At 51.8% G+C, this 26972-nt stretch carries 34 protein-coding genes; 4 read left to right on the top strand and 30 right to left on the bottom strand.

Annotated elements, in window-relative coordinates; translation table 11 throughout:
• Window positions 1-334: 334 nt before the first annotated feature.
• The 16 genes from xseA to H3L95_RS13850 form a co-directional block, all read right to left on the bottom strand.
• Window positions 335-1684, bottom strand: coding sequence for an exodeoxyribonuclease VII large subunit (gene xseA, locus H3L95_RS07235; RefSeq protein WP_003756119.1), 1350 nt, complete (start codon window positions 1682-1684; stop codon window positions 335-337).
• A 127-nt stretch (window positions 1685-1811) separates the two neighbouring features.
• The gene (gene rfaD / locus H3L95_RS07230) at window positions 1812-2816 is read right to left on the bottom strand and encodes an ADP-glyceromanno-heptose 6-epimerase (protein WP_003756124.1); all 1005 of its coding nucleotides are present in this window, start codon (window positions 2814-2816) and stop codon (window positions 1812-1814) included.
• 221 nt (window positions 2817-3037) lie between these two features.
• Entirely contained in the window at window positions 3038-3523 is a 486-nt protein-coding gene (locus H3L95_RS07225) for a hypothetical protein (protein WP_003756129.1), read from the bottom strand.
• Between the two features lie 29 nt (window positions 3524-3552).
• A complete protein-coding gene (gene hldA / locus H3L95_RS07220) occupies window positions 3553-4536 on the bottom strand; it encodes an ADP-heptose synthase (RefSeq protein ID WP_003756130.1) in 984 nt (327 codons plus the stop codon).
• A gap of 54 nt (window positions 4537-4590) precedes the next feature.
• The gene (pyrF, locus tag H3L95_RS07215; RefSeq protein WP_003756133.1) at window positions 4591-5331 is read right to left on the bottom strand and encodes an orotidine-5'-phosphate decarboxylase; all 741 of its coding nucleotides are present in this window, start codon (window positions 5329-5331) and stop codon (window positions 4591-4593) included.
• 347 nt (window positions 5332-5678) lie between these two features.
• Entirely contained in the window at window positions 5679-6326 is a 648-nt protein-coding gene (gene adk / locus H3L95_RS07210) for an adenylate kinase (protein WP_003756137.1), read from the bottom strand.
• Between the two features lie 82 nt (window positions 6327-6408).
• A complete protein-coding gene (locus H3L95_RS07205) occupies window positions 6409-6927 on the bottom strand; it encodes a hypothetical protein (RefSeq protein WP_003756142.1) in 519 nt (172 codons plus the stop codon).
• A gap of 10 nt (window positions 6928-6937) precedes the next feature.
• Window positions 6938-7699: a 3-deoxy-manno-octulosonate cytidylyltransferase gene (kdsB, locus tag H3L95_RS07200; RefSeq protein WP_003756144.1), complete on the bottom strand. Its 762-nt coding sequence runs from the start codon at window positions 7697-7699 to the stop codon at window positions 6938-6940.
• Window positions 7696-7878, bottom strand: coding sequence for a Trm112 family protein (locus H3L95_RS07195; RefSeq protein WP_002221286.1), 183 nt, complete (start codon window positions 7876-7878; stop codon window positions 7696-7698). The genes kdsB and H3L95_RS07195 overlap by 4 nt, the downstream gene beginning before the upstream one ends.
• A 174-nt stretch (window positions 7879-8052) precedes the next feature.
• The gene (locus H3L95_RS07185) at window positions 8053-8628 is read right to left on the bottom strand and encodes a DUF2059 domain-containing protein (RefSeq protein ID WP_040667950.1); all 576 of its coding nucleotides are present in this window, start codon (window positions 8626-8628) and stop codon (window positions 8053-8055) included.
• Between the two features lie 20 nt (window positions 8629-8648).
• Window positions 8649-9185 carry a DUF2059 domain-containing protein gene (locus tag H3L95_RS07180; RefSeq protein WP_003756150.1) on the bottom strand — a complete coding sequence of 179 codons (537 nt, stop codon included), beginning with the start codon at window positions 9183-9185 and terminating at the stop codon, window positions 8649-8651.
• 48 nt (window positions 9186-9233) lie between these two features.
• Window positions 9234-10259 (bottom strand): tetraacyldisaccharide 4'-kinase, encoded by a 1026-nt coding sequence (gene lpxK / locus H3L95_RS07175; RefSeq protein WP_003756153.1) that lies wholly within the window; start codon window positions 10257-10259, stop codon window positions 9234-9236.
• A 57-nt stretch (window positions 10260-10316) separates the two neighbouring features.
• Complete coding sequence (locus H3L95_RS07170) at window positions 10317-11324, bottom strand: FAD:protein FMN transferase (protein WP_040667951.1); 1008 nt, start codon at window positions 11322-11324, stop codon at window positions 10317-10319.
• A 244-nt stretch (window positions 11325-11568) separates the two neighbouring features.
• On the bottom strand, window positions 11569-12645 hold the full coding sequence (gene prfA, locus H3L95_RS07165) for a peptide chain release factor 1 (protein WP_003756162.1): 1077 nt from the start codon (window positions 12643-12645) through the stop codon (window positions 11569-11571).
• Window positions 12646-12738: 93 nt separating this feature from the next.
• A complete protein-coding gene (locus H3L95_RS07160; RefSeq protein ID WP_003756164.1) occupies window positions 12739-13401 on the bottom strand; it encodes a hypothetical protein in 663 nt (220 codons plus the stop codon).
• Window positions 13398-13544 carry a hypothetical protein gene (locus H3L95_RS13850; protein WP_003756166.1) on the bottom strand — a complete coding sequence of 49 codons (147 nt, stop codon included), beginning with the start codon at window positions 13542-13544 and terminating at the stop codon, window positions 13398-13400. The genes H3L95_RS07160 and H3L95_RS13850 overlap by 4 nt, the downstream gene beginning before the upstream one ends.
• Window positions 13545-13634: 90 nt before the next feature.
• Between H3L95_RS13850 and H3L95_RS07150 the strand changes: the two genes are divergently transcribed.
• Complete coding sequence (locus H3L95_RS07150) at window positions 13635-13781, top strand: hypothetical protein (protein ID WP_003776856.1); 147 nt, start codon at window positions 13635-13637, stop codon at window positions 13779-13781.
• Window positions 13782-13787: 6 nt separating this feature from the next.
• On the opposite strand, the gene H3L95_RS07145 is transcribed toward H3L95_RS07150, so the two are convergent.
• The gene (locus H3L95_RS07145) at window positions 13788-15056 is read right to left on the bottom strand and encodes an NRAMP family divalent metal transporter (protein WP_003756169.1); all 1269 of its coding nucleotides are present in this window, start codon (window positions 15054-15056) and stop codon (window positions 13788-13790) included.
• 601 nt (window positions 15057-15657) lie between these two features.
• Here H3L95_RS07145 and H3L95_RS07140 point away from each other — a divergent pair.
• Window positions 15658-15996 carry a P-II family nitrogen regulator gene (locus tag H3L95_RS07140; protein ID WP_003756171.1) on the top strand — a complete coding sequence of 113 codons (339 nt, stop codon included), beginning with the start codon at window positions 15658-15660 and terminating at the stop codon, window positions 15994-15996.
• A 249-nt stretch (window positions 15997-16245) separates the two neighbouring features.
• Here the strand turns inward: H3L95_RS07140 and nfsB are convergent, their stop codons facing one another.
• The 13 genes from nfsB to H3L95_RS07080 form a co-directional block, all read right to left on the bottom strand.
• Window positions 16246-16896 carry an oxygen-insensitive NAD(P)H nitroreductase gene (gene nfsB, locus H3L95_RS07135; protein ID WP_003756174.1) on the bottom strand — a complete coding sequence of 217 codons (651 nt, stop codon included), beginning with the start codon at window positions 16894-16896 and terminating at the stop codon, window positions 16246-16248.
• A gap of 337 nt (window positions 16897-17233) precedes the next feature.
• Window positions 17234-18010, bottom strand: coding sequence for a twin-arginine translocase subunit TatC (gene tatC / locus H3L95_RS07130; protein ID WP_040667953.1), 777 nt, complete (start codon window positions 18008-18010; stop codon window positions 17234-17236).
• 8 nt (window positions 18011-18018) lie between these two features.
• Entirely contained in the window at window positions 18019-18693 is a 675-nt protein-coding gene (tatB, locus tag H3L95_RS07125; protein WP_003756179.1) for a Sec-independent protein translocase protein TatB, read from the bottom strand.
• Between the two features lie 3 nt (window positions 18694-18696).
• Window positions 18697-18900, bottom strand: a complete 204-nt coding sequence (tatA, locus tag H3L95_RS07120) for a Sec-independent protein translocase subunit TatA (RefSeq protein ID WP_003679438.1) — start codon at window positions 18898-18900, stop codon at window positions 18697-18699.
• A gap of 45 nt (window positions 18901-18945) precedes the next feature.
• On the bottom strand, window positions 18946-19269 hold the full coding sequence (locus H3L95_RS07115) for a histidine triad nucleotide-binding protein (RefSeq protein ID WP_003756181.1): 324 nt from the start codon (window positions 19267-19269) through the stop codon (window positions 18946-18948).
• Between the two features lie 113 nt (window positions 19270-19382).
• On the bottom strand, window positions 19383-19706 hold the full coding sequence (locus tag H3L95_RS07110) for a phosphoribosyl-ATP diphosphatase (protein WP_003756182.1): 324 nt from the start codon (window positions 19704-19706) through the stop codon (window positions 19383-19385).
• Between the two features lie 27 nt (window positions 19707-19733).
• Window positions 19734-19865 carry a hypothetical protein gene (locus H3L95_RS13845; protein ID WP_003756185.1) on the bottom strand — a complete coding sequence of 44 codons (132 nt, stop codon included), beginning with the start codon at window positions 19863-19865 and terminating at the stop codon, window positions 19734-19736.
• Complete coding sequence (gene hisI / locus H3L95_RS07105; RefSeq protein WP_040667955.1) at window positions 19846-20244, bottom strand: phosphoribosyl-AMP cyclohydrolase; 399 nt, start codon at window positions 20242-20244, stop codon at window positions 19846-19848. Before hisI ends, H3L95_RS13845 begins: the two co-directional genes overlap by 20 nt.
• Window positions 20245-20366: 122 nt before the next feature.
• Window positions 20367-21134 carry an imidazole glycerol phosphate synthase subunit HisF gene (gene hisF, locus H3L95_RS07100; protein WP_003756189.1) on the bottom strand — a complete coding sequence of 256 codons (768 nt, stop codon included), beginning with the start codon at window positions 21132-21134 and terminating at the stop codon, window positions 20367-20369.
• Between the two features lie 144 nt (window positions 21135-21278).
• Window positions 21279-21596: a hypothetical protein gene (locus H3L95_RS07095; RefSeq protein WP_003756197.1), complete on the bottom strand. Its 318-nt coding sequence runs from the start codon at window positions 21594-21596 to the stop codon at window positions 21279-21281.
• A gap of 333 nt (window positions 21597-21929) precedes the next feature.
• A complete protein-coding gene (hisA, locus tag H3L95_RS07090) occupies window positions 21930-22667 on the bottom strand; it encodes a 1-(5-phosphoribosyl)-5-[(5-phosphoribosylamino)methylideneamino]imidazole-4-carboxamide isomerase (protein WP_003756199.1) in 738 nt (245 codons plus the stop codon).
• A 197-nt stretch (window positions 22668-22864) separates the two neighbouring features.
• A complete protein-coding gene (locus H3L95_RS07085) occupies window positions 22865-23224 on the bottom strand; it encodes a SpoIIAA family protein (protein WP_003756202.1) in 360 nt (119 codons plus the stop codon).
• A 42-nt stretch (window positions 23225-23266) separates the two neighbouring features.
• The gene (locus H3L95_RS07080) at window positions 23267-24163 is read right to left on the bottom strand and encodes a DMT family transporter (protein WP_040667957.1); all 897 of its coding nucleotides are present in this window, start codon (window positions 24161-24163) and stop codon (window positions 23267-23269) included.
• A gap of 101 nt (window positions 24164-24264) precedes the next feature.
• On the opposite strand from H3L95_RS07080, the gene H3L95_RS07075 reads away from it, so the two are divergent.
• Both H3L95_RS07075 and rho read left to right on the top strand, forming a co-directional pair.
• Window positions 24265-25260: a hypothetical protein gene (locus H3L95_RS07075; RefSeq protein WP_003756205.1), complete on the top strand. Its 996-nt coding sequence runs from the start codon at window positions 24265-24267 to the stop codon at window positions 25258-25260.
• Window positions 25261-25516: 256 nt separating this feature from the next.
• Window positions 25517-26776 (top strand): transcription termination factor Rho, encoded by a 1260-nt coding sequence (gene rho, locus H3L95_RS07070; protein ID WP_003756207.1) that lies wholly within the window; start codon window positions 25517-25519, stop codon window positions 26774-26776.
• Window positions 26777-26972 lie beyond the last annotated feature (196 nt).

The raw sequence follows: 26972 nt of genomic DNA, 5'->3' as shown, positions 1-26972 counted from the left end.
TTCAGCACCTTAGAGAATCGTTCTCTTTGAGCTAAGGCGAGGCAACGCCGTACTGGTTTAAAGTTAATTCACTATAGATTGAAATCAGGGAGTTTTGTTTGAATACTCAGTCAATCGGTAATCACTGCATTCGGTAATCTGCGCCAAATTTGGTCCGGCAGGAGATGGGGTGGGGAAGGCAGGTTTTGCGGTATTTATCCGTGGTTTCGATCGCCTTGTTTCTTGCTTTTCTCCATCAGTCAACAGAAGGAAAACGCTTACCATCAAAGTCAAAAGGTCGTCTGAAAACCCGCTACGCTCGTTTTCAGACGACCTTCTTCATTCAAGCCGGCGATTAATCAAACAATTCCCGCTGCGCCTGCTCTTTGGTCACGCGCACGTCGGTTTCGCCGTCGGCAAAAGTGATGTGCAGTTTCTGCCCTTGCTTTAAAACATCGGCGTTGCGGATGACTTGTCCGCGTGTGTTTTTGACGACGGAGAAGCCGCGCTCCAAAATCTGCTGCGGCGATACGGCTTCGAGCAGGGCGGTTTGGGCGGTCAGGCTTTGGCGGCGGTGGGCGAGCAGTTGGCGGAAGACGTGCGACAAGGTCGTCTGAAAGCGGTTGATGTCTTGCCGGTAAACGGAAATATCGGGGCGGCAATGTTTCAGGGCTTGGGTTTGGCGTTCGAAACGGGCGGTGTGGGCGCGGACGTTTTGCGTCATCGAGTAGGACAGGGTTTGCGCCAGTTTGCGGATGTAGGTGCGCTGTTCGCCGAGTTTTTGGCGCGGGTGGCGGATTTGCCGCGCAAGCCAGTCGAGTTTTTGGCTGACATCGAAATAGCGTTGTTCCAAAACGGTTTTCAGACGACCTTTGGCTTGGGCGAGGCGGTGCAGCGATTCTTGGCGGTTGGGGCTGACCAGTTCCGCCGCGCCGGTCGGCGTGGGCGCGCGTACGTCGGCGACAAAATCGGCGAGCGTGAAATCGGTTTCGTGTCCTACGCCGCTGACGACAGGAATTGCGCAGGCTTCGATGGCGCGCACGACCGGTTCTTCGTTAAATGCCCACAAGTCTTCAATGCTGCCGCCGCCGCGACAGACAATCAACACATCGCATTCGGCGCGTTGCGACGCGGTTTTAATCGCTTGGGCAATCTGAAACTCGCTGCCCGCGCCTTGAACGGCGGTCGGATAAACAATGACGGGAATTTCGGGCGCGCGGCGTTTCAAGGTGGTAACGACATCGCGCAAAGCCGCCGCCGCCAGACTGGTTACGATGCCGATACATTGCGGTCGGGCGGGCAAAGGTTTCTTGCGTTCCGCCGCAAATGCGCCTTCCGCCTGCAACTGCGCCTTCAGTCGCTCGTAGGCTTCGTAAAGCTGCCCCAAACCTTTGAGCCGCACCTCGTTCACGGTAATCTGAAACTCGCCCCGCGCCTCGTAAATACTGATTTTGCCCGCCACTTCGATATGGTCGCCTTCTTTCAAAGGTTTCGCCAAACGCGCCGCCGCACCCTTGAACATCGCGCAACGCACCTGCGCGCGGCTGTCTTTGAGCGAGAAATAATAATGCCCGCTGGCGGCACGGGTCAGATTGGACACTTCGCCCGCAATCCACAAACCGGCAAGATGGTCTTCCAGCAAGGCTTTGGCGAGGGCGTTGAGTTCGGATACGGAAATGGAGGAGGGCGCGAAGAGTTCGGACATTGGAGGAGGGAAAAAAAGGGGGGGAAGGTTGGATTATAAGGGGTTTCAGACGAGGTTTGTACGGGAAAGGTCGTCTGAAAACCTTAAATCTGAGTTTTCAGACGACCTTTGTTATGGGCATTTCAAATTAAGCCAGATTTTCCAGCATCCATTTGACGTAGCGCTCTACGCCTGCTTTGACATCCAAAAATTCCTCCTTGTATCCGGCTTCGCGCAGTTTGGTGATGTCGGCTTGGGTGAAGCTTTGGTATTTGCCTTTGAGCGCGTCGGGGAAGGGGACGTAGCGGATAAGTTCTTCTTCTACCAGCTCTTTCAAGCTCATTTCAGGCTTGCCTTCGGCGGCGCGGCAGGCGTTGACGGTAGCGGCGGCGAGTTCGTTGAACTGTTGGCTGCGGCCGGTGCCGAGGTTGTAGATGCCGGAGAGGTTGGGGTGGTCGAAGAAGTAGAGATTGACTTTGGCGACGTCTTCGACGCTGACGAAGTCGCGGGTTTGTTCGCCGTTGCCATAGCCGTCGTTGGCACCGAACAGGTTGACGTAACCGTGTTCGCGGTATTGGTTGAAATGGTGGAAGGCGACGGATGCCATGCGGCCTTTGTGTTGTTCGTGTTGTCCGTACACGTTGAAGTAGCGGAAGCCGACAACTTGAGCAGTCAAGCCTTCTTTCATGCGGCGGCGCAATACTTGGTCAAATAGGAATTTAGAGTAGCCGTACACGTTGAGCGGCTTTTCAAGTTCGCGCTCTTCGCGGAAGATTTCGCCTTTGCCGTACACGGCGGCGCTGGAGGCATAGAGGAAGGGGATGCGTTCGTCCTGACACCAGTCCAAAAGGTCGAGCGTGTACTGGTAGTTGTTGTCCATCATGTAGAGGCCGTCGTGGTTCATGGTGTCGGAACATGCGCCTTGGTGGAAGACGGCTTCGATGTTTTCGTAAGGCAGAAGATGGCCGCGCACTTGGCGGATGAATTCGTGTTTGTCGAGGTAGTGGGCGATTTCGCACTCGGCAAGGTTTTTGAATTTTTCGCCACGGGTCAGGTTGTCAACGGCGACAATGTCGGTAATGCCGCGTTGGTTGAGGGCTTTGACGATGTTGCTGCCGATGAAGCCGGCCGCGCCTGTTACGATGATGGTCATATTGGGTTTCCTTTGATTTTTGGTTTTAGCGAAACTCGTTGCACTCGTTTCAGACGACCTTGGAAAGATGGGGTCGTCTGAAAAAGAAATTACTGCTCTTCTGAGGCCGTCTGAAAAACTTTCAGACGACCTTTTTTAAAGTTGGGTTTTCAAACCAACTTACGCTGGCTCTAAAATGTAGGGCTTTTAATTTGTCCCATACCTACATGATCAATGTTAGGCTAGAGGTTTTTACATTTTTCATAAAAACCCTCGATGTTTTCAGAATAGCCATCTTTTTCTCTAATTAAGACATCTCCTTGACTACAAAACAAAATATGTGATGGGTATCTATTATATTTTAATGTTTTAATTCCGACCCAAATTACATAATTATTCAGTAATTCTGGTAAAATTTTAATTTTATTAGGTGCGATAAACTGAATATTTCGTTTTTCTAATTTCTTTTTCAATTCTAAATGACAATTTGAGACAGTATCACATTGCTCTTCAAAATGATTTGAAGGCAATAAATGTCCATTTTTGTCAAATAAAGCTATTTCAATAACTGACAGTTGATCATCTGGATCAAGTTGCCAATCCACAATCGCATTTTGATTTTCGATATTAGCATTTAAAGCATAAACCACTTTTTCATTTCCAACTCCAAGAAAAAAAAATAATATTAAAGAAATTAAAATTATTGATAACGATTTAAATATAATCATACATACCTTTTATTTCAAAATATAATTTCTTAATTTTTCTTCGTAGTCTTTTTGAGTAAACTTAATGCTTTGTTCAATTCTGCAAACGAGCAAACCGCCGTGCCGAGTTTGGCGACGACGACGCCGGCGGCGGTATTGGCGAGGTGCATGGCTTCGGGCATGGTGTAGCCTGCCGCCAGCCCCAAGCCCACTCCGGCAATGACGGTGTCGCCTGCGCCCGATACGTCATAAACTTCCTGGGCGCGGGTGGGCTGGTAAATGGGTTCGCCTTCGCTGAACAGGGTCATACCCTCTTCACTGCGGGTCAGTAAAACGGCGGTCAGGTCGAGGTGGCGGCGCAGGTTTTGCGCTTTTTCGGTCAGCTCGCTTTCGTTTTTCCAACTGCCTACCACTTCTTTCAATTCGGCACGGTTGGGCGTAATCAGCGTGGCGCCGGCGTATTTTTCGTAATCGTCGCCTTTGGGGTCGATTAATACGGTTTTACCTGCGTGTTTCGCCCAATCTATCATATCGGAGATGTGCGACAGGCCGCCTTTGCCGTAGTCTGAAAAAATGATTGCGTCGTATTCGGGCAATACTTCGCGGTATTTCTGCTTGATTTGCTCCAACACTTCGCGGTTGGGATGCTCTTCAAAATCAAGGCGGATAAGCTGCTGGTTGCGGGCGACGACACGCAGTTTGACGGTAGTGGCGATTTGTTTGTTGCGCATCAGATAGGAGGCGACGCCGTCTTGCGCCATCAGCGCATCGAGCGCGTTGGCGGCTTCGTCGTCGCCGGTTACCGACAACAGCCCAGCTTTGCCGCCCAACGAAGCGATGTTACGCGCAACGTTCGCCGCTCCGCCCGCACGTTGGTCGATTCGTCCGATTTTCGCCACCGGCACGGGCGCTTCGGGCGAAATACGGGACACGTCGCCAAACCAATAGCGGTCGAGCATCACGTCGCCGACAACCAGGACTTTGGCTTGTGCGAAGCGGGATTTGAGGGTTTCTTGTTGGAACTTGGTGGGCATATTGCCTCCGTTGTGTTTTTTCAGACGGCCTCAACCTGTAAGGTCGTCTGAAAATCAGTTTGCTTCAAGGTTCGCCACGCGGTTCACTTCGCGCAATACGGCTACCGGATCGGCGGCTTGGGTAACGGGGCGGCCCATCACCAGATAAGTCGAACCTGCCGTCAATGCTTCGGCGGGCGTCATGATGCGGCGTTGGTCGTCGTTGTTGCCGGCAACGTCCAAACGGATGCCGGGCGTTACCAAGACAAAATCCTGTCCCAATTCGCGGCGCAACGGCGCGGCTTCTTGGGCGGAACAGACTACGCCGTCCAAGTCCGAACTTTGCGCCAGTTTTGCCAAGCGGATGACTTGTTCTTCAGGGGCGATATTCAAACCGATTTCCGCCAAATCGCTTTGTTCCATGCTGGTCAGTACGGTTACGCCGATTAAGAGCGGCTTCGTGCCGTATCCGGCAACGGCTTCGGCGGCGGCTTCCATCATGCGGCGGCCGCCCGATGCGTGCATATCGACCATCCACACGCCCATGTCGGCGGCGACTTTGCAGGCTTGCGCGACGGTGTGGGGAATGTCGTGGTATTTCAAATCGAGAAAGAGTTTGAAACCCTGATGAATTAGGCTTTCCGCCAAACTGCGCCCCGTGGCGGTAAACAGCTCTTTGCCGATTTTGATTTGGCACAACGTCGGATCAAGGTTGCGGACGAATCCGAGCGTGTCTTTTTCGTTGGCAAAATCAAGGGCAACAATGACGGGGGTGCGTTGTTGCGGAGTTTGGAAGTCGGTGATTAAAGGATTCATGGTGTTTTCGTTTTGGGTTTTCAGACGACCTTTATCGTCTTTTTCGCAGTAACAACGTAAATTCAAACCGTAGGTCGGGCATTGATGTCCACCTACGCGGACTCAAGCCCCCGACAAACTGTTTCGGATAAATTTGAACCGGTACATCAGCCGTCATTCCCGCGCAGGCGGGAATCCATTGATAAAACTCAGTTCATCAGATTTAAACAGCGATTGCCCAAATTCAGAAATGGACTCCCGCCTGCGCGGGAATGACGCCGAATGATTATTTTTCGGTTGCAACACGCTGTTTATCAAAAATAGGTCGTCTGAAAACCTTATTTCTGTTTTCAGACGACCTTTTCGATTTATTTGCCCAATGCGCCCAATATTTCGGCTTTCACGGCTTCTACCGGCTGAGTGCCGTCAACCTTGATGTATTTCGGCGCGTGTTCGCCTTCCAGCTTGCTGTAAAAATCGACCAGCACTTCGGTTTGCTCGTGGTAAACGGCAAGGCGTTTTTTGACGGTTTCTTCTTTGTCGTCGTCGCGCTGAATCAAATCTTCGCCGGTTACGTCGTCTTTGCCTTCGACTTTGGGCGGATTGTAGGTAACGTGGTAGGTGCGGCCGGAAGCCAAGTGAACGCGGCGGCCGCTCATGCGGTCGACAATCACGCTGTCGGGTACGTCGATTTCAACGACCGCGTCCAAATCCACGCCCGCTTCAACCATCGCTTCGGCTTGTGCCAGCGTGCGCGGGAAACCGTCGAACAGGAAACCGTTTTTGCAGTCGTCTTGCGCGATGCGTTCTTTCACCATGCCGATGATGATGTCGTCGCGCACCAAGCCGCCTTCGTCAATGATTTTTTTCGCTTCCAAACCCAGCGGCGTGCCTGCTTTAATCGCAGCGCGGAGCATATCGCCGGTGGAAATTTGCGGAATGCCGAACGCAGCGGTGATGAATTGTGCCTGAGTGCCTTTGCCCGCGCCCGGCGCGCCTAACAATAATACTTTCATGGGTGTTCCTTTTTGTTAAGTGATATGGATTTGAAACGTGATTCAAATGATTTTACACGGCTTGCGTTTATCGTTCAAAACTTCAGACGGCCTGTTCCGCGCCGAAATGTTTCCATGCGTCATCGCGCATTTCGGCAAACCATGTGTCTTCGGGAAACCGCTCCAGTGCCTCTTTCAAAGTGGAAAGCAGGTTTTGCGATAAAGTCTTTGCCAAATACTCTTCCTCGCTGGCTTCCGCCGCCTTGTCCGCCTGCTGCGCCAAACCGAGCGCGCGGGTCTGATGCCCGTGTGCCAAGTAGTTGAGCGCAATTACCTTTTGCGCCCAAAGCTGCGGAATTTCAGGGCTGTCTTGCAGCAATACCGACAAAATCGACACGGCAACCGTCAGCCTGCCGCCGTTCAAGCGCAAATCCAGCGAACGGTTGGGCGGCAGCGTACTGAGCGTTTCCGCCACACGGAACCAAAACTCGCCGCTGGCTTCGTCCGGCGCGGCGGCTTTCAACATTTCATAGTTAAACTCTTGGTCGTCGTTTTGAACCAGCAGGGTAACATCGGCAAGCAGTTTTTGCTCTTCGCGGCTCAAATGGCGTAAATCGGTCATGTTTTTCCTTTCAGACGGCCTCAAAGACGGCTCGGACCCTGTCCAAATCTTCCTGCGTATCCACGCCGGCGGCGGGGGCTTGTTTGGCGGTTTCGATGGCAATCGGGTAGCCGTGCCACAGGACGCGCAGTTGCTCCAACGATTCGATGGTTTCCAGCGGCGAAACGCTCATTTCGGCGTAGCGTTGCAGGAAGCCGGCGCGGTAGGCGTAAATGCCGATATGGCGCAGGACGGCGGTTTCGGCGGGCAATTCGCGTTTTTCGGCGCGCATGGCATCGCGCGGATAGGGAATCGGGGCGCGGCTGAAGTAGATGGCGTTGCGGTTTTTGTCGAGGACGACTTTGACGACGTTGGGATTCATAAATTCGTCGAAATCGTGTAATTCGTGCGCCGCGGTCGCCATCTGCACGTTGTTTTCTACCAAGACTTCGGCAGTGCGGTCGATGAGTTCGGGGGCAATCAGTGGTTCGTCGCCCTGTACGTTGACGACCACCAGATGTTGTGGCAGCTTCAGTGCAGCGGCGGCTTCGGCAAGGCGCGTTGTGCCGCTTTCGTGCCGGTTTGAAGTCATGACGACTTCGACGCCTTGCGCCTGACAGGCCGCCTGAATATCGGGATGGTCGGTGGCAACAACGACGCGCGCCGCTTTGCTTTTTGCCGCCTGTTCGGCAACGCGCACGACCATCGGTTTGCCGTGAATATCCGCCAAGGCTTTTCCGGGCAGGCGCGATGAATCCAGCCGCGCTGGAATCAATACGACGAATTCGGTCATGCTTTGAGTTCCTCTTCGCTCAACGCTCGCGCTTCGTTTTCCAGCATATAGGGAATGCCGTCTTTAATCGGATAAGCCAGCTTCGCCTGACGGCTCCACAATTCCTGTTTGTCCTGATGATATTCCAGCCTGCCTTTGGTAACGGGGCAGACGAGGATGTCTAAGAATTTTTTTTCCATGGGGTTTCTTTCGGGTTTGATGGTTTATAGTGGATTAACTTTAAACCAGTACGGCGTTGCCTCGCCTTGCCGTACTATCTGTACTGTCTGCAGCTTCGTCGCCTTGTCCTGATTTAAATTTAATCCACTATAGCGAAGCTCGCTTCGCTCGTTTTCAGACGACCTCAAGCGGCATTATTTTTTCCGTGCCGGTTTGTTCGGCTGTTTGGCGCAGGCTTGGGCAGGATTTTTGCCTTCGCACATGATTTGGCGGATTTCGCGCCTCAAGTTTGCGCTTTGGTTGGATTGGGTGTATTTGCCGGCAAGGATGTTCATCATCGGTTTCACCGTTGCCTCAAGATAGCGCGGCGTTTTGTCCATTATCGATTGACCTACCGCCGTGCTGTAAAAGCCAATCAATGCGTTGACTTCTTCTTGCGTATAAACCGTCTTCATGCCGTCTAAAGTCGCTTTACGCAATTGGGCGCGCACTTGCGGCGTGTTGATTTCGGCAATCGACCGGGTTGCATACTTTTTCAATACCGCCTCCAACTGCGGACGTTTGTCTTCCGGCGCATCTTTCAAAAATTTCTGTACATTCGGATCGGAAAGCACAATGCCCTCCATGCTTTGGAAAGACTGGTCCAACAGGGCATCCATCTTCTGCACTTCAAACAGACGCTCCAGCGACGCGTCGCTGGGTGTAGCGGCAAATGCGTTGGCACACAATGCCAGCGCGGCGAAGGGCAATAACAAGGTTTTCAGTTTCATCTTTTTCTCCTGTTTAAGGTTTAGGGGGTACATTCTTCAGACAATATTTTTTTAATTTCGTTTTCAAATTCAATTAGGTAGTGTTCGCTAATTGTTTCTATTTCTTTCATATCCGCTTCGCTTGCCCCTATATTGGCGAGTTTTTTTATGAATGCCGAATTTTTCTCCACGATAGATTGTCCTACGGGAGTCTCGTAAAACGCAATCATGGCATCAATCTCTTGTTGAGTGAACTCGTCCTTGGCAACTTTTTTTATTTCTTTCATTAATTTGTTTCTAAGTTGCGGTGTGAAATAAGCTTTAAACACTTTGTTCATATAACGGTCTGACGCGGCTTGTAATTGCGGCTGCAGTTCCGGTGGATATGAGGAGATGATCGGTTGCATGAGCTGTCGGTTTTGTGCTTCCGCCATGTTGGTCAAATTTTTGAGAAAGTCGCGTTCGATATGCTGGACTTCCATCCATCTATTTAGAGACTTATCGCTTGGAGGCGCGGCAGTTGCGGCGGAACAGGCGGCAATGGCAACGAAAGTGAGCAGCAGTTTCTTCAGGTTCATAAATTTCCTTATTATTCAAGACAAACAGCAACAAAGAATCAATTGATTTCAGACGACCTGTCGCGAATCTTTCAGCTGTTCCGACACAAACGCCGCCAAATCAGGTTCGATTATCGCACAAACAGGCAACACCCATACATGATTCAGATTGAGGTCGTCTGAAAACTTGACCGCATCCTTTTCCGTAATAATGACCGCGTCTGCATCCGGCAAATCTGTCGCAGCGATATCGGCATGGTCGGGCAGTGCGACGGTTTGGTTCAACGTGATGCCCATGTTCCGCAGCGAATCAAAAAAACGCTCCGGTTTGGCGATACCTGCCACGGCGGCGACAGTTTGGTTTTTCAGACGACCTGTATCCAGTATTTCAGACGGCTTGTTCAAACGGTAAATCTGTCCCGTTTCGATACGGCTGTGAAACATATTTTCAGACGGAGCAAACGACGCATTCGCCTTGCCGCCGCTGACAACGACCGCGTCCACCGAATCCAGCCGCGACAAAGGTTCGCGCAAACTGCCGTTGGGCAGCAAATCCAAATCCGACCGCCCCGTATCCGCCGCCGGAAACACCGCGATTTCCACATCCCGCCACAGGGCGTAATGCTGCAAACCGTCGTCCGCCACAATCAGCCTGATGTCGGGATGCGCCGCCAGCAACGCCCTGCCTGCCTCCGCACGGCTGCTGCCCACCGCCGTCGGCGCGCCGGTTTTACGGAACAGCAGCAAAGGCTCGTCGCCCGCATCTTCCGCTCGGCTCTTCTCATTCAATACATGAACCGCCTTGCTCTTGCGCCCGTAGCCCCTGCTGATGATGCCGACCTTGATGCCTTTTTCCTGCAAACCCGACACCAGCGCGGCGACAATCGGCGTTTTCCCCGTCCCGCCCGCGTGGATATTGCCGACCACGACCACAGGCACGGGCAGCTTTTCGCTTTTCAGACGACCTGAAACGAAATCATCGCGCCGTTTCGCCGCAATTTTGGCAAACAGTTTGGATAAGGGTTTGAGCAGGAAAGATAAAAACGGATTGGGGCGTTGCCAATGACGTTCGATGATTTGATGGAGTTTGGGCATTCAGACGACCTTGTAGCTGCGTTTCTTTGTAGTACACCATTTTAGCGGATAAGTCGTTCAGGCTAGGGTTTCAATGCGGTTGTCGGGCATGACCAGCCAGACTTTTGCCTGTTTGGCGCGGGCTGCGGTACGGATGGCGGATTCGTCCATGATGGAGAACGCGGTGGAGAAGGCATCGGCAACGGCGGCGGTTGGCGCCATGACGCTGACGCTGCGGTAGCGCGGTGTGGCAGTGCCGGTGCGGGGGTCGAAGAGGTGGGTGAACTTGCCGGCTTCGTCCATCACGGTACCGTAGCCGCCTGAGGTGGCGAAGGCTTGGTTTTGCATGGGGATGGTCAGGAGGGTGGCTTCTTCGTTTTGGGGATTGCGGATGCCGACGTTCCATGTGCGTTGGTTGTCGGTGTCGAAGCCGCGGATTTCGCCCATATCGACGAGGGCTTGGCGGATGCCGTGTTGTTGCAGCAGGGCGGTGATTTTGTCGGTGATGTAGCCTTGGGCGATGCCGTTGAGGGATAAGCCCATGCCTTTTTGTTCGAAGAGGATGGTTTTTTGGTCGAAGACGACGTGTTTGAAGCCGACGAGTTTGAGGGTGCGCCGGATATCTGGGTCGGACGGCGGGGTTTCGGTACGCGGGTTGCGGCGGAAATGGTCTGCGTAGAGGTTCCACAGCACTTGGACGGTGGGGTCGAACGCGCCGTCTGTCAGGGCATGGATGTCGCGGCAGATGCTCAACAGGGCGAGGAAATCGGGCGGCGGGTTGTTCAGACGACCTTCTTTGTTCAGTCGGTTGATCAGGCTGTCTTCGCGGTAGAGGCTGAAGATTTTTTCGAGGCGGGCGACTTCTGCGAGGACTTTGTTGACAAGGATTTCGGCTTCTTTGCGGTCAACGCCGAAGAGGCGGAGCTCGGCGCCGGAACCCAGCGCGATGCCTTTCCAAATGACGGGCTCGCCGGTAGTTGGTAACGAGGCAGGGCGGTTGCGGTTCAGGAGGAAGGGCGCGGCCGCTCCGGCGGCAGTCAGGGCGGCGATGGCGAAAAAACGGCGGCGGGTGAGCGGGGTGTTCATGGGTTGGGATGGGTCGTCTGAAAAAGGGGCGGATTGTTGGAAGACTGGGAAAACCGGTTTATCTGGGCTTGCGTTTGAAGACGATGGGAAGGCTTTTTAGGAGCGCCGTCATTTCCGCATAGGATTTTATGGTTACGGAAAGGACGGCGGGCGACGGCTGAGGCTTGATTTACGCTGTGGCAGAACTTGTTTTCCCGCCATCAAGCCTACTTTCACGCTTTGAAACCAAGCGTCAACCGTCCCATTAATCGCCCATTGCCGCCAGAAGCTCAGCCTGATGTTCGGCAATCAGGGCGTTGGTGATTTCTTCCAAGTCTCCGTCCATCACAAAATCCAGCTTGTGCAGGGTGAGGTTGATGCGGTGGTCGGTCACGCGGCCTTGCGGGTAGTTGTAGGTGCGGATGCGTTCGCTACGGTCGCCGCTGCCGATGAGGGATTTGCGCTCAGCGGCTTCTTTGGCTTGGGCTTCGCGTTTTTGCGCGTCGTTCAGGCGGGCGGCGAGGACTTTCATCGCCTGCGCTTTGTTGGCGTGTTGGCTGCGGCCGTCTTGGCATTCGACCACCATGCCGGTGGGCAGGTGGGTGATGCGGACGGCGGAGTCGGTTTTGTTGATGTGCTGACCGCCCGCGCCGGATGCGCGGAAGGTGTCGATGCGCAGGTCGGCGGGGTTCAACTCGATGTCTTCGAGTTCGTCCGCTTCGGGCATGACGGCGACGGTGCAGGCGGAGGTGTGGATACGGCCTTGGCTTTCGGTGGCGGGGACGCGTTGCACGCGGTGGCCGCCCGATTCGAATTTCAGACGACTGTACGCCCCGAGTCCGACAATGCGGGCGATGACTTCTTTATAGCCGCCCAACTCGCTTTCGTTGGCGGAAACGATTTCGACCTGCCAGCGGTTACGTTCGGCGTAACGGCTGTACATACGCAGCAAATCGCCTGCAAACAGCGCGGCTTCGTCGCCGCCCGTTCCGGCGCGCACTTCGATGAAGATGTTTTTGTCGTCGTCGGCATCTTTGGGCAGCAGCAGTTTTTGCAGTTCGGTATCGAGCGTGTCGATTTTGACTTTCGCCGCTTCGATTTCTTCGGCGGCAAAGTCTTTCATTTCGGGGTCCGACAGCATTTCTTCGGCATCCGCCAAGTCGCTTTGCGCCTGCTGATAGTTTTGGAACACTTCGACCACGGGCGTCAATTCGGCGTGTTCGCGCGTGAGCTTGCGGTAGTTGTCCATGTCGGACGTGGCTTCGGGCTGTCCGAGGAGGGAGGTGACTTCTTCCAAACGGTCGGATAGTTGTTGTAATTTTTCGATGATGCTGGGTTTCATGTAAGTCTTTCTTTGAAGGTCGTCTGAAAGGTTTTCAGACGACCCGTGACGGATTGGCGCGGATGATAACCGATTACTTTTCCGTATTGCAGATCAGTGCAGTTTGCGGGTGGTGATTTCTGCCGCTTTTTCCTTCAATACGGGGATGTAGCTGCTGTTGCGGTACATCACGATACTTTCCTTCGGCGATGCCGCGCTGACGGCGGCCAAAATCAGCGTGTCGCCCTGTTTGTAGAAGGCGATGTCGGATTTGTGTTGCGCGAACCAGTTTTCCTGATGCTCGAAATCTGTGCCTTGCGGGGCGAGGGCTTCGAATTCTTCGCGGTTCAGGCGCGGGTAGGGCGGGTAGAGCGCGTCAAATTCCTTTTTCACTTGGTGAAACGGTTTTTTAGACGGTATCAGCATGATGTTTTGCAACGTGTCGTGCGTATCATCGAATTGGAAAACGATAATCGAACCGTCTGCATCGGGCATTGAGTAGGCATTGTTCATCGGAACAGACGTGCCGTTGCTGTAGCCTATGGTGCTGGAGGCTGCCTTAGCAAGTTGCGGATGCTTTTTCAGCGCGTCGGCCACTGTGGCTTTGCCCATGGTCAGGCCGTAGGGCGACGGATTGTCGGGATGAACGGCTTGTTTCGCCTGTGCGTCGGCGGCGGCTTTGATGGCGACACTGTTGTCGGTGCGGGTGGTTTCATTGACTTCGAAAGAACAGGCTGCCAGTATGACACAGACTATCAGAGAATATAGGTATTTCATGGCATTTCCTTATCGTGGCCGTGCTGTTGCTTTTCGGGGGCGGACAGCATTTCTTCAGCATCCGCGGGCTGTCCGAGGAGGTGGGTGACTTCTTCCAAACGGTCGCTGAGTTGTTGTAGTTTTTCTAAGATAGACGGCTTCATAATTCTTCCATAACAAATGCCGCCGGGAGTCGTCCGCGACGGCGCGAGGAGGCGATATTATAATGGGTTTGGTTGGAAATTCAAAAGGATATGGCGGAGTTTCTGATGGGCTGCGGCGATGTCGGTTTGCTTTGCGGCATCGGTTTGACGTTCGTCCCTTCGTTTGAACATTTTGCCATACATAACAAAAGGTCGTCTGAAAACCAAAATCCGGTTTTCAGACGACCTTTGTTTTGATTGGGCTTACTTAGGTGCAGCCAAGATGCCTGTCAGGTTCAGCAGGAACAAAACCGTAAACCCGGTCAGGTAAATCAAGCCGAGGATGGCGAGGAGGTCCATACCTGCCGTCAGCTTGTGGCGTTTGTCGCCTTTGACGAGGCGGTAGTTCAACCAAGCGAACACGGGGGCAGAAACGAAGGCGGTAATCATGGCGAATTTGAGCAGCTCCGCCATCGCGCTGTTGAACCAGAAAATCACTGCCAAACCCGTACCTGCGACCCAAACGTTCCAGGCAAACAGTTCGACGTTGCCCGTTTTGTCTTTGCCGCGCAGCAGGCGCACCGGCTCGGCAATCGCACGCGCGTAGCCGTCCACTACGGTAATCGTCGTGCCGTACATGCAGGCGAAGGCGATGAATGCAACCATCGGACGCGACCAATCGCCGATGGTGACGGCGTACATATTGATCAGTTGACCGACGTATTTGCCACCCGCCATTTGCACTGCCTCCCCGTTACCGTACTGCACATACGCGCCTAAGGCGAGGAAGACGACTGCCAACACTGCGCTGGTGATGTAGCCGACGTTGAAGTCGAAAATACCGTCGCGGTAACTGGAAGGATTGATGCGTTGTTTTTCCGTTACCCACAAAGAGTTGATAGCGGAAATTTCAATCGGCGCAGGCATCCAGCCCATCAACGCGATTAAGAAGCCCAAGCCTGCCAGTGTCCATGGGGTAGGCTCGATAAAGTCGGGTTTCATCTGCATGCCGCGCGACATGGCGATGGCGGCGGCGGCGACTGTGGCAATCGTCAGGCTGACGATGATGATTTTGGAAACGTTGTCCAAGGCTTTGTAACGTCCGCTCGCCAAGATAATCAGGCAGGAAGCCATAATCAGCGCGGAGATTGCGCCGACATTCAGCGTCAGCGACGGAATTGCCATTTTGACGATGGCGGCGGTCACGATGGCGACCGCACCTGCGTTAATTGTTGCCGAGATAACGCACAAAATCAGGAATACCCACAAATAAACGCGGCTTTTTTCCGCATAGCCTTCAATCAGGCTTTTGCCCGTATCCAGCGTGTAATGCGCGCTGAAACGGAAAAACGGATATTTGAAGAGGTTGATCAAAATGATAATCAACGCAAGCTGCCAGCCGTAAAGCGCACCCGCCTGCGTCGAGGCAATCAGGTGCGAACCGCCGACCGCCGCCGAAGCCATCATGATTCCGGGCCCCAGCGCATTGATTTTGCTTTTCCAAGTCGAAGCGTGTGTATGTTGTTCAGACATCTATTCTCTCCGTCTTTTTCAGACGACCTTCACAAAAAAAGGCATATTTTAACGTAAATCAAAATCCCGAATGATGAATATTGGAAAACATTATGCTGAATTTTGGATAAAAAATACTAATCAAATAAAAAAATAGGGTATTCAGGAAATTTTATGCCTAAAAACCTTTTTCAGACGACCTTGTATCGCTTTTTATTCCTGTTTGTCCGTGTTAAACGGGAGGTGTTGGAAAATGGGCGGAAGCCGATGACAAGCGCTCCATAGCGGTTTTGTTAGCGTTTCACTATAATATTCAACCTGTTCTACGCTAGGGTGGGCAGGCGGTTCGGTCTATATAGTGGATTAAATTTAAATCAGGACAAGGCGACGAAGCCGCAGACAGTACAGATAGTACGGAACCGATTCACTTGGTGCTTCAGCACCTGAGAGAATCGTTCTCTTTGAGCTAAGGCGAGGCAACGCCGTACTGGTTTAAAGTTAATCCACTATATTGTGTAAAAAATGGAAGCAAGGCTGCGTTTAGGCTGATTCAACGTTTCATCCAAACCGGATTGGCTGAGGGTCGAACGCTATGCCATCCTGAAATTTAAGGAAAAATATCATGAAAAAAATCGAAGCTGTGATTAAGCCGTTTAAATTGGACGATGTCCGTGAAGCTCTGACAGAAATCGGGATAAGCGGCATGACGGTCAGCGAGGTTAAAGGTTTCGGCCGTCAGAAAGGGCATACCGAAATTTACCGCGGCGCGGAGTATGCGGTTGATTTTCTGCCGAAAGTCAAAGTCGAGCTGGTGTTGGCAGATGAAGATGTGGAACGCGCCATCGATATCATTGTGGAGACTGCGCGGTCGGGCAAAATTGGAGACGGCAAGATTTTTGTGCTGCCGGTTGAAGAAGTGATTCGGATACGGACGGGCGAACGCGCGGAAGCGGCGATTTAATCCTATCGTTGCCGCGATTGGCTGATATAGTGGATTAAATTTAAATCAGGACAAGGCGACGAAGCCACAGACAGTACAGATAGTACGGAACCGATTCACTTGGTGCTTCAGCACCTTAGAGAATCGTTCTCTTTGAGCTAAGGCGAGGCAACGCCGTACCGGTTTAAAGTTAATCCACTATACAAATAAGGTCGTCTGAAATCCTGCATTGTCGGGTTTCAGACGACCTTGTTTTTGTTTCTATCGGGTTTAGATTTTGGTGAAGATGACTTCGTTTTCAAAACGCGATTTGGGCAGCGCGGCGTTGAAATCGTCTGCGGCACGGTAGCCGAAGGAGACGACGGCGACGGCTTTGTAGCCTTTTTCAGTCAAACCGAATTCCTCATTCAAAACCTGCAAATCGACGCCTTCCATCGGCACGGCGTCGATGCCTGCTGCGGCAGCGGCGAATAGGGTGAAGCCCATGTTGAGATAGACTTGTTTGGCAAGCCATTGCTCTTCATCTTGGAATTGGTTGCGGTGGATGCCCAAGAACAGGCGGCGGGTGGAATCGCCTGCCTGCTTGGCTTCTTCCGTGGCGAAACGTCCGTCTTTGTCCTCTTGCGCCAATACGGCGGCGACATAATCATCGTCGGCACAAACGCGGGCGGCGAAAACGACGACGTGGGAGGCATGAGTAATTTTCGGGGTGTTGTAAGGGAGTTTTTCGGTGGATTTGGCAATGCGCGCTTTGCCAGCTTCGTCATCGGCGATGATAAAGTGCCACGGCTGCATATTGACGCTGGAGGGGCTGTTGCGCAGGGCGGCTTCGATATGGGCGAAGTCTTCGGCAGCGATTTTTTTGGACGGGTCGAAAGATTTGGTGCTGTATCGTTGGCGGACGATTTCTGTGATGTTCATGAGGTGTTTCCTGTTTTTAGGATGGAAACGGGGATTATAGAGGGGTCGTCTGAAAGGGGCAATGTAGGAAATTGGTGGGGATTTCGGTATAAGGTCGGTATAGTGGATTAACTTTAAACCAGTACGGCGTTGCCTCGCCTTAGCTCAAAGAGAACGATTCTCTAAGGTGCTGAAGCACCAAGTGAATCGGTTCCGTACTATCTGTACTGTCTGTGGCTTCGTCGCCTTGTCCTGATTTAAATTTAATCCACTATAAAATGCAAACGCTGGCGTATGAAAAAGGTCGTCTGAAACGGAATGTTCCGTTTCAGACGACCTTTGCCCTTTGTAGGCAGATTTAAGTTTCTGCGGGCGGAAGGGGCGAGTGTTCGTCGGTTTTGTCCGATTTGGGTTTGGCAAAGCGGCTGCACCAGATACCTGCTTCGTAAAGCAAGATAAGCGGGACGGCAAGCAGGGTTTGGGAAATCACGTCCGGCGGGGTAATGATGGCGGCAACGACAAATGCGCCGACAATGACGTAGGGTCGTGCATTTTTGAGTTGTTCGGTGGTCACGACGCCGATTTTGGCGAGCAGGACGACGACGACGGGGACTTCGAAAGTCGTGCCGAATGCGACGAACATACCCAAAATAAAGGACAAATATTTGTCGATGTCGGTTGCCATGTTGACACCGACGGGGGTGATGCCTGCGAGGAATTTAAAGATGACGGGGAAAACGAGGTAGTAGGCAAACGCCATGCCGACAAAAAACAGGCTGACGCTGGAGAGGACAAGCGGGGTGATCAGGCGTTTTTCGTTTTGATAGAGGGCGGGCGCGACGAATGCCCAGATTTGGTAGAGCGTGTGCGGCAGGGAAACGAGGAATGCCGCCATCAGCGTCACTTTCACCGGCACGAAAAACGGTGCGATGACGTCGGTGGCAATCATGCTGGTGTCTTTGGGAAGATTCACCATCAATGGTTCGGCAACAAAGGTGTAAAGCTGCTGGGCAAACGGCATCATGCCGAGAAAGCAGACGACGATGCCGATGACGATCCACATCAGGCGGCGGCGCAGCTCGATAAGGTGTTCGATAAGAGGTTGGACGGGTTGTTCGTTTTGAGGTTCGGACACCGGTTTACTCACTTTTTACGGACGCGAAGTTTGGGTTTGGCATGAAATTTCGGGCGCAGGTCGCGCTTGCGGTTCATCGCTTGTTTTTTGAGGGAAGTGATATGCAGCACGGGCGCGTCTGCGGAAGTGTCGATATAGCTGACTTCTACGACATTGGACGCTGGGGCGGCGCTGCCGGTCAGGTATTCGCGCCATGCGCGGTCTTGCTCGGATTCTGCAGGCGTGTCGGTTTCGACAGCATCCGTCGTAGTGTCTGCTTGCAGCAGAGCGTTTTCAGACGACGTGGAAACAGCTGGATCGTCTGAAACTTCCGTGCTTAACGAAGGAAGCGGGTTACCGTGTTCATCCAAACCGAAATCGGCAGGCGTGCGCTGCGCCGGCAGGCGTTCCCAAGGTTTGAGTCCGTCGGAAATGTCGTGCAGGTTGTCCTGCATATCCGTACCGGTTTCTTTGAGGCTGTCGCGCACTTGTGCGGCGGCGGCTTCAAATTCCTGTTTGGCTTTGCGCAGCTCTTCCAATTCGACTTGGGTGTTGAATTCCTGCTTGACGCTGCTGACGAGGCGTTGCAGCTTGCCGATAAGCCGTCCGGCGGCGCGGGCGGTTTCGGGCAGACGCTCGGGGCCGAGTACAATCAGGGCGACGATGCCGACTAAAAGCAGCTCGCCCAAACCGAAATCAAACATAGATTATGCTTTGTCTTCGTCTTTTTTGTGTTCGATGACTTCGTCTTTTTTGGCATCTTTGCCGTCGGTACCTTCATTTAGGCCTTGTTTGAAGTCATGCACGGCACCGCCGAGGTCTTTGCCGACGTTGCGCAGTTTTTTGGTACCGAAAACCAAAACAACGATGATTAATACGATAATCCAGTGCCACAGAGAGAAGCTACCCATAATAAATCCTTGATATAGTTGAAAATGGATATTTGAAATGTTGGTTTACGCAGGCGTACCCATGATGTGGATATGCAGGTGGAACACTTCCTGCCCGCCGCCTTTGCCTGTATTGATCAGGGTTTTGAAACCGTCGGTCAAACCTGCCGCTTTGGCGATTTGAGGGACTTTCAACATCATTTTGCCCAAGAGGGTTTGATGTTCGGGCGCGGCGTGTGCCAGCGAGTCGAAATGGACTTTCGGAATCAGCAGCAGATGAACCGGCGCGGCGGGGCGGATGTCTTTGAAGCACAACATCTCGTCGTCTTCGTAAACGGTTTGCGCCGGAATGTCTTTGGCGGCGATTTTACAGAAAATACAGTTGTCCATAATGGCTCCAAGGTCGTCTGAAAACGAGCGCAGCGAGTTTCGCTAAAACGTGTGCAGCGCGTTTCGTCAAACAGACGGCAGAAAAACGAATAAGGTCGGATTGTAATATAAATTCAAGACTCTTTGCGAGAGGCTTTTTCCGCCAAGCCTGATAAACCTTGACGGCGCGCAAGCTCGTTGACGACATCTTCGGCGCGCAAACCGTGGTGCGCCAAGAGAACCATGGTGTGAAACCATAAGTCGGCAACTTCGTAAACGAGGTGTTCACCGCCGCCGTCTTTCGACGCCATCAGCACTTCGCCCGCTTCTTCGATGACTTTTTTGAGGATTTTGTCTTTGCCTTTGTGCAGAAGCTGGGCAACGTAGGAAGCTTCGGAATCGCCGCCTTTGCGGGAGTCGATGGTGTTTTGGATTTGGGAGAGGATGGTGTTGGTCATGGGATTTTCGGCTTTGAAGGATAAGGATTATTCGGATAAGGCATCGGTTTGCTTGGCTTCGCGTAACGCTGTTTCTGACAACAGACAATCATCCGCCCGATTTTTAGCGAAACTCGCTGCGCTCGTTTTCAGACGACCTCTAAGGATGCGTATGCCCATAAATGGCTTTTTCGTCTTTCAACACGGCATCAACCGTCTGCCATGCGCCGTCTTTCCAAACTTTGTAGAAACAGCTTTCGCGTCCCGTATGGCAGGCGATGCCGCCGTTTTGGTCTATCAACATTACAATGGCGTCGCCGTCGCAGTCGAGGCGTAATTCGTAAACCTTTTGCGTGTGTCCCGATTCTTCGCCCTTCATCCATTGCTTTTGGCGCGAACGGCTGTAATAGTGGGCGAAACCGGTTGCTACGGTTTTTTGCAGCGCCTCGGCATTCATCCATGCGACCATCAATACGCGGCGGGTCTGTCTATCTTGGGCGATGGCGCAGACCAAGCCTTTTTCGTCGAATTTGACGGCTTCAAGCAGGCTGTTATCCATATTCGGCATCCTTATTTATTTTGACGAACTCGCTTCGTTCATTTTAGCGAAACTCGTTACACTCGTTTTGGCGAAACTCGCTGCGCTCGTTTTCAGACGACCTCGAGTCAATCAAGTTCAACTTACAGCCGCACTTCGATTCCGGCTTCACGCATGGCGAGCTTCGCATCGCGGATACTGACTTCGCCGAAGTGGAAAATGCTGGCGGCAAGCACGGCATCGGCTTTGCCTTCTTTGATGCCGTCAATCAGATGCTGCACATTACCGACGCCGCCGGAAGCGATAACAGGAATATCGACCGCTTCGCTGACGGCGCGGGTCAGCGGCAGATTGAAGCCTTGTTTCGTGCCGTCCCTGTCCATGCTGGTGAGCAGGATTTCGCCCGCGCCGCGCCGCTGCATTTCAACCGCCCATTCGACTGCGTCCAAACCGGTCGGCGTGCGCCCGCCGTGGGTGAAAATTTCCCAGCGGGTGTTTTCGGGATTGACGGCTTTGGCATCGACGGCGACGACGATGGCTTGCGAGCCGAAAAATCCGGCGGCTTCGTTGACTAAATCGGGGTTGGTGACGGCAGCGGTGTTGATGCTGGCTTTGTCCGCACCGGCATTGAGCAGGCGGCGGATGTCGGCTACGGTGCGCACACCGCCGCCGACGGTCAGCGGAATGAAAACTTGTGAGGCAACGTCTTCGATGACGCGCAAAATGGTGTCGCGGTTGTCGGAGGAGGCAGTGATGTCGAGGAAGGTCAGCTCGTCCGCACCTTCGTCGTTGTAGCGTTTGGCGACATCGACGGGATTGCCCGCATCGCGCAAACCAAGGAAGTTTACGCCTTTGACGACGCGGCCGTCTTTGACGTCGAGACAGGGGATGATGCGTTTTGCCAGTGCCATTTTGAATGCCTTTCCAAACCTAGGAATGAGGTCGTCTGAAAGTGGGTACAGCCGGTTACGCTAAAACCCATACAACGGATTTCACCCAAACGGATAAGCCGTTTCAGACGACCTTTCAAATCATTGATACCGGCAAGGCAGGTGTCACGCCAGCCAGTTGTGCACCCATTTGGGCAGGTGTTGGAGCAGTTGGAAATAGCCGACGCCTGCAATGGCGGCGAATACGCAGGAAGTCATAAAGCTGCCGCTGAAGCGTCCGACGATATAAAACACTGTGCTGGCAAATGCCCATAACGCGCCGTTAAACACCATCCAATAGGTGTCGATCATCGGCATATCGAACGCGGAAAGCTGGCGGACGAGGATGGCGATAATGGTAAATCCCAAACCTTCGCTGACGGCGCGTACGTTGCGGCCAGACGACCAGATAATCCAAAAGCCCAAAATAAATGCTTCAAACATGAAATACCCCTTGAAAAGTAAATAAAACTAGTGAGTGTGGGATGGTGAGTCCCAAACAATATTCGGTGGTCAGCCGCCTTTTATTGTGAAGAAAAATGGACGAACCCGTCTTTTGTCCTGCCTGTGCAGACAGGACAACAATGAAAGCAAACAGGTTCAACCGAGTATTGTGTATCTTCGCCCCGCTATATTGTTTGAAAACGGCGGGACAAGTGAGTAAGAAAACATAAGGTCATTTCAGAGGACCTGGATGGTTGTTTTTAAATAAGGTCGTCTGAAAACGAGTGCAACGAGTTTCGCCAAAACGAGCGCAGCGAGTTTCGCTACACCAACTTATGCCAGCGAATCCGCCAACTGCTGCGCTTGGGCAAAATCAATACTGCCCTCGTAAATCGCACGACCGGTAATCGCACCCGCCACGCCGTGTTTCTCAACGGCACACAAAGCACGGATGTCGTCCAAATTGGTCAATCCGCCCGACGCGATAACCGGAATGGCAACGGCTTGCGCCAGTTTGACGGTTGCGTCGATGTTCACGCCGCTCATCATGCCGTCGCGGCCGATGTCGGTGTAAATAATGCTGTTGACGCCGTCGTCTTCAAAACGTTTCGCCAAATCAATCACATGATGCTCGGTTACGGTCGCCCAGCCGTCTATCGCCACCATACCGTCTTTGGCATCCAACCCGACAATAATCTGCCCCGGAAACGTTTTGCACGCCTCGCGCACGAAGTCGGGATTTTTTACCGCCGCCGTACCGATAATGACGTCGTTCAATCCCAAATCCAAATATTTTTCAATGGCTTCCAGGTCGCGTATTCCGCCGCCTAGCTGTACGGGAATGTCTTTGGCAACAGCAGCGAGGATGTCCTTGATGGCGGGGAAATTTTGCGGAACGCCGGCAAATGCGCCGTTCAAGTCCACCAAATGTAAACGGCGCGCGCCTTGTTTGAACCAATGCAGCGCAGTTTCGGCGGGCGAATCGGAAAACACCGTCGCCTGCTCCATCAAACCTTGTTTCAGGCGCACGCAGCGGCCTTCTTTTAAATCGATTGCGGGAATCAGCAGCATGGGAGTCCTATCCTTATGCGGAGTGTATTTTACACAAATTATCGAGTTTTAGCATATTTAAATGAAAAAACGTCATTGATAACACTAAAACGGGGCTATTTTGTGTGTATTTTGCATGTTTTAGACGACCCCTTCCGAGCGAAATTCAGAAGGTGAGAAGGGCGGGATGCTATTTCGTCTGTTTCAGCCCTTCATTTTTATTGCCTGAAATTGCTTGCCAACAGCCATTCTTGTGCCTTAGTGGCATCGTCAAAATATTTCGGATGTTGGTTGGTCAACAGGCTGGAGAGGCGGGCGCCGAGTTTGATCCAAATGTCGTCTGTAATAACGGCGACGCGGCCGAAGTCGTTTTCATGTTGGTTAAGGAATTTGATTTGTTCCATCGCCATATCGATTGTGAAATCTTTCAGCATGGACAAATCTAAAAGGACGTCGGGTAAGTGGATTTTTTGTTTGCTTTCCAATAAGGCAGCTTCAAGCTGGCGGAAATCGTCGAGGGTAAATTCGTTGTACAGCGCCACATTCAAACCGTAAGACTGCTCGCGGATGGAAATCATCGTACTCTCCTTTTTATATGATGTTAATGATGAGGTTGATGGTCAGCTTGTTTTGGTAAGCCACTTTTTAATCGAAACCGGCCGGATGCTGCTTAATATGCCGCTTGTGACAATAATAATCATACCAAAGGTTTCCTGCCAAGTGACGGTATCGCCCAAAAATATCATGCCCGATAGGGCGGAAAAGACGACGGTCAGATAAGAAAGAGAGGCGACGGTAAATTTGTTGCCGACTTTATAGGCGCGGGTCATGGAAAGCTGGGCAAGCATGGCGGCAAGTCCGATGCAGAAAAGATAGGGCAGGGCGGATAGGGAAATGCTGTGCCAGCCGGTCAAAGTTGCCCAAACCGATGCCATAACGACGCCGGTTATCGAAAAATAAAACACTACCCGCCAACCCGGCTCGCCGAGCAATGACAGTTCGCGTACCTGCAAATACGCCCAACCTGACATGGCTCCGCCCGCCAAGCCTGCCAATGCGGCGATTTCCTGTCCGCCTTTGAACGAAGGGTTCAACAGCAGGACGACACCGAAAAAGCCAAATAACAAAACTGCCTGCGTATAAAACGCGATCCGCTCTTTCAGGATAAAAAATGAAAATACCGCCAGAAAAATCGAGGAGGTGTAGCTTAAGGTTACCCCCGTTGCCAGCGGCAGGTGCATGACGGCATAAAACAGACAAAACATGGCGGCTGTACCGACAACGCTGCGGTTGAGGTGGGTTTTCCAATGTGGTGTGGCAAAGGTGTCGCCGCGTGCTTTTGCCATTATGCCTAATACGACGGCAGCAAAACTCATGCGCCAAAATACCAGTTCGCCACTGTTGAAACCGAATTTTGCCGCCGCGGCTTTGATGCACACGTTCATGACGGTAAAACCGAGTGCGGCAACAATCATCCATGCAGAACCGAGAGGGTCTTTGGGTGTGGGTGTAGTCATTTATCAAACTTCCAAAGAAGAAAGGGGTGTGTGGTTATAAATGGGGTCGTCTGAAAAGATTTCAGACGACCTATTGTCAAAAAGGCTCAATAAATAAACCTATGTTTTATGATATAATGATAATTTTTCTCATTCATAAACTTGGAAATTATTTTTATGGAAACTTCGCAACCTACGCAACATATTGCTTTGCTGTACCTAATAGCCCCGTTAATCAACCCAAACGTTTGCGTGCAAGTGAAGGGGTAAATTGGTTTGCCGAATCATGGCGTATTTTTAATAAATACAAATTAAAATGGATAGGGGCAATGGTTTTGTTCTTCCTTATCCCGATTGCTTTGGGTTTGTTGTCCAGCTATGCAGCAGAAGGCAGCCAGCCTATGACCTTCAATCAATTGTCCTTAGGTATAGTCATACGCGAAGTGATCATCAATCTGTTTGTATATTGGGGAAGCTATTGTTTCCTAGGTGGTATTGTGCTGCTGGCACATCAAACCGCAAAAGGTGCGAATTTTAACTTTGGTAGTTTGTTTGCAGGTTTTTCAACTAAAAAGATCGGTTCGTTCCTAGTTCTTATGCTGATGAGTATAGTTGCGATGCTGCTTCTTGCGTTGGTTGCTGTTATTCCTATCATGTTGCTTACGAAAGGAAATCTCTCTGCTCTAGAGATGTTGCCGATGGGGGAGTCACTTGTGTTCATTATAATGCTGATGGTCATTAGCATTGGTTCTATGATGTTTTGGTTGACTCCTGCTTTGGTCATGTTGGAGGATGTCAGACCAGTTGCCGCCATTAAGGTTAGCTTAAATGCCTGTTTTCGCAATATCCCTGCGTTTCTGGTATATAGCTTGATTTGGTTTGGCGTTATTATGGCATTTGGGTTGGCAATGACATTATTTGCTATACCAATTATTTTTGTATTGGGTGTAGGAGGACAACTGTTAGGCGCAGGAGGGGAACAGCAAATATGGGAAGTTTTCATTTTTCTTACAATTTTGTCTGGTTCTGTCTTCACAGTTCCTTATTCTATGATGGCAATCGGTCTATACACCTCATATCACAGCATCTTCCCCGAGGGTTATCTGAATAAACGCTAAATAGCAGAAGGATTATTATTGCTTTATAACAGGTCGTCTGAAACGTATTTTTCAGACGACTTTTTCAATTCAATGTTACCAGTCATGCAACAAAACCTATGCCATACAAACCTTGCCCTGCCTAAATTTGACACCCGCCCTCCGACTGCCTACAATTCAGGTTTCTCAAAAATCATCGTACGTTCCGTACACTATTCTTTTCAGACGACCTCTGTCTTCCGAATCCCATTCCTTTCCAATACAACTGTCAAAAATCATGCACGTTTCAGAACTACAAACCCTACACATTTCCAAACTCTTGGAAATGGCAGAAGAACACGGCATTGAAAACGCCAACCGTTTCCGCAAACAAGACCTCGTATTCGCCATTGTCCGTCAGATGATGAAGCAGGGCGAAAGCTTCACCTGCTCCGGCACGCTCGAAATCCTACCCGACGGCTTCGGCTTTTTACGCAGCGCAGACACTTCCTACCTCGCTGGCCCCGACGACATCTACGTCTCCCCCACACAAATCCGCCGCTTCAACCTGCATACGGGCGACACCATCGAAGGCAGCGTACGCGTACCCAAAGACAACGAACGCTATTTCGCCCTCGTCCGTCTCGACAGCATCAACGGCGATCATCCCGAAGTCTGCAAACACAAAATCCTCTTCGAAAACCTCACCCCGCTTTTCCCTACCAAGCAATTCAAACTCGAGCGCGACATTAAAGCCGAAGAAAACCTTACTGGCCGTGCCATTGATTTAGTTTCCCCCATCGGTCGCGGACAACGCGCCCTTTTGGTTGCACCGCCGAAAACCGGTAAGACCGTGATGCTGCAAAATATCGCCCACGCGATTACCGCCAACTATCCCGATGTCGAACTCATTGTCTTGTTGATTGACGAACGTCCGGAAGAGGTTACCGAAATGAGCCGTTCCGTGCGCGGCGAAGTGGTTTCCTCCACCTTCGACGAACCGGCGCAACGCCATGTCCAAGTGGCGGAAATGGTGATTGAAAAAGCCAAGCGCATGGTCGAACACAAAAAAGACGTGGTCATCCTGCTTGACTCGATTACCCGTCTCGCCCGCGCCTACAATACCGTTGTACCCACTTCCGGTAAAATCCTGACTGGTGGCGTAGATGCCAATGCCCTCCACCGCCCCAAGCGCTTCTTCGGTGCGGCGCGCAACGTTGAAGAAGGCGGCTCGCTCACTATTATTGCGACCGCTTTGGTAGAAACCGGCAGTCGCATGGATGATGTGATTTATGAAGAATTTAAAGGCACAGGCAATATGGAGCTGCACCTCGACCGCCGCATGGCGGAAAAACGCCTGTTCCCCGCCATCAACATCAACAAATCCGGCACGCGTCGTGAAGAGTTGCTGGTGCCGAACGACCAGTTGCAGCGCATGTGGCTCTTGCGCAAATTCCTGCATCCGATGGACGAAATCGAGGCCACCGAATTTTTGGTGGGCAAACTCAAAGATTCCAAAAACAATGATGAGTTTTTTGAATTGATGCGTGGTAAATAGTGAAAAAGGTCGTCTGAAAGGGATTTCAGACGACCTTTGCTGTTGATTGAGTTTGGTTTGAGAATATTTTGAAATAAAAGTCTTTGTATTTCAGGTTGTTGTTTAGTTTTGTGGGATTTTTTGCGGTTTTGGGGGTTGACGGTTTTTGAGGAGGGGGGTATAGTTCGGTTCTTCGCTGCTTCGGCGGTGATTGAAC

This window comes from Neisseria sicca (assembly GCF_014054945.1).
In the GTDB taxonomy this organism is placed as follows: Bacteria; Pseudomonadota; Gammaproteobacteria; order Burkholderiales; family Neisseriaceae; genus Neisseria; species Neisseria sicca.
This window is presented reverse-complemented; position numbering and strand designations above follow the sequence as displayed.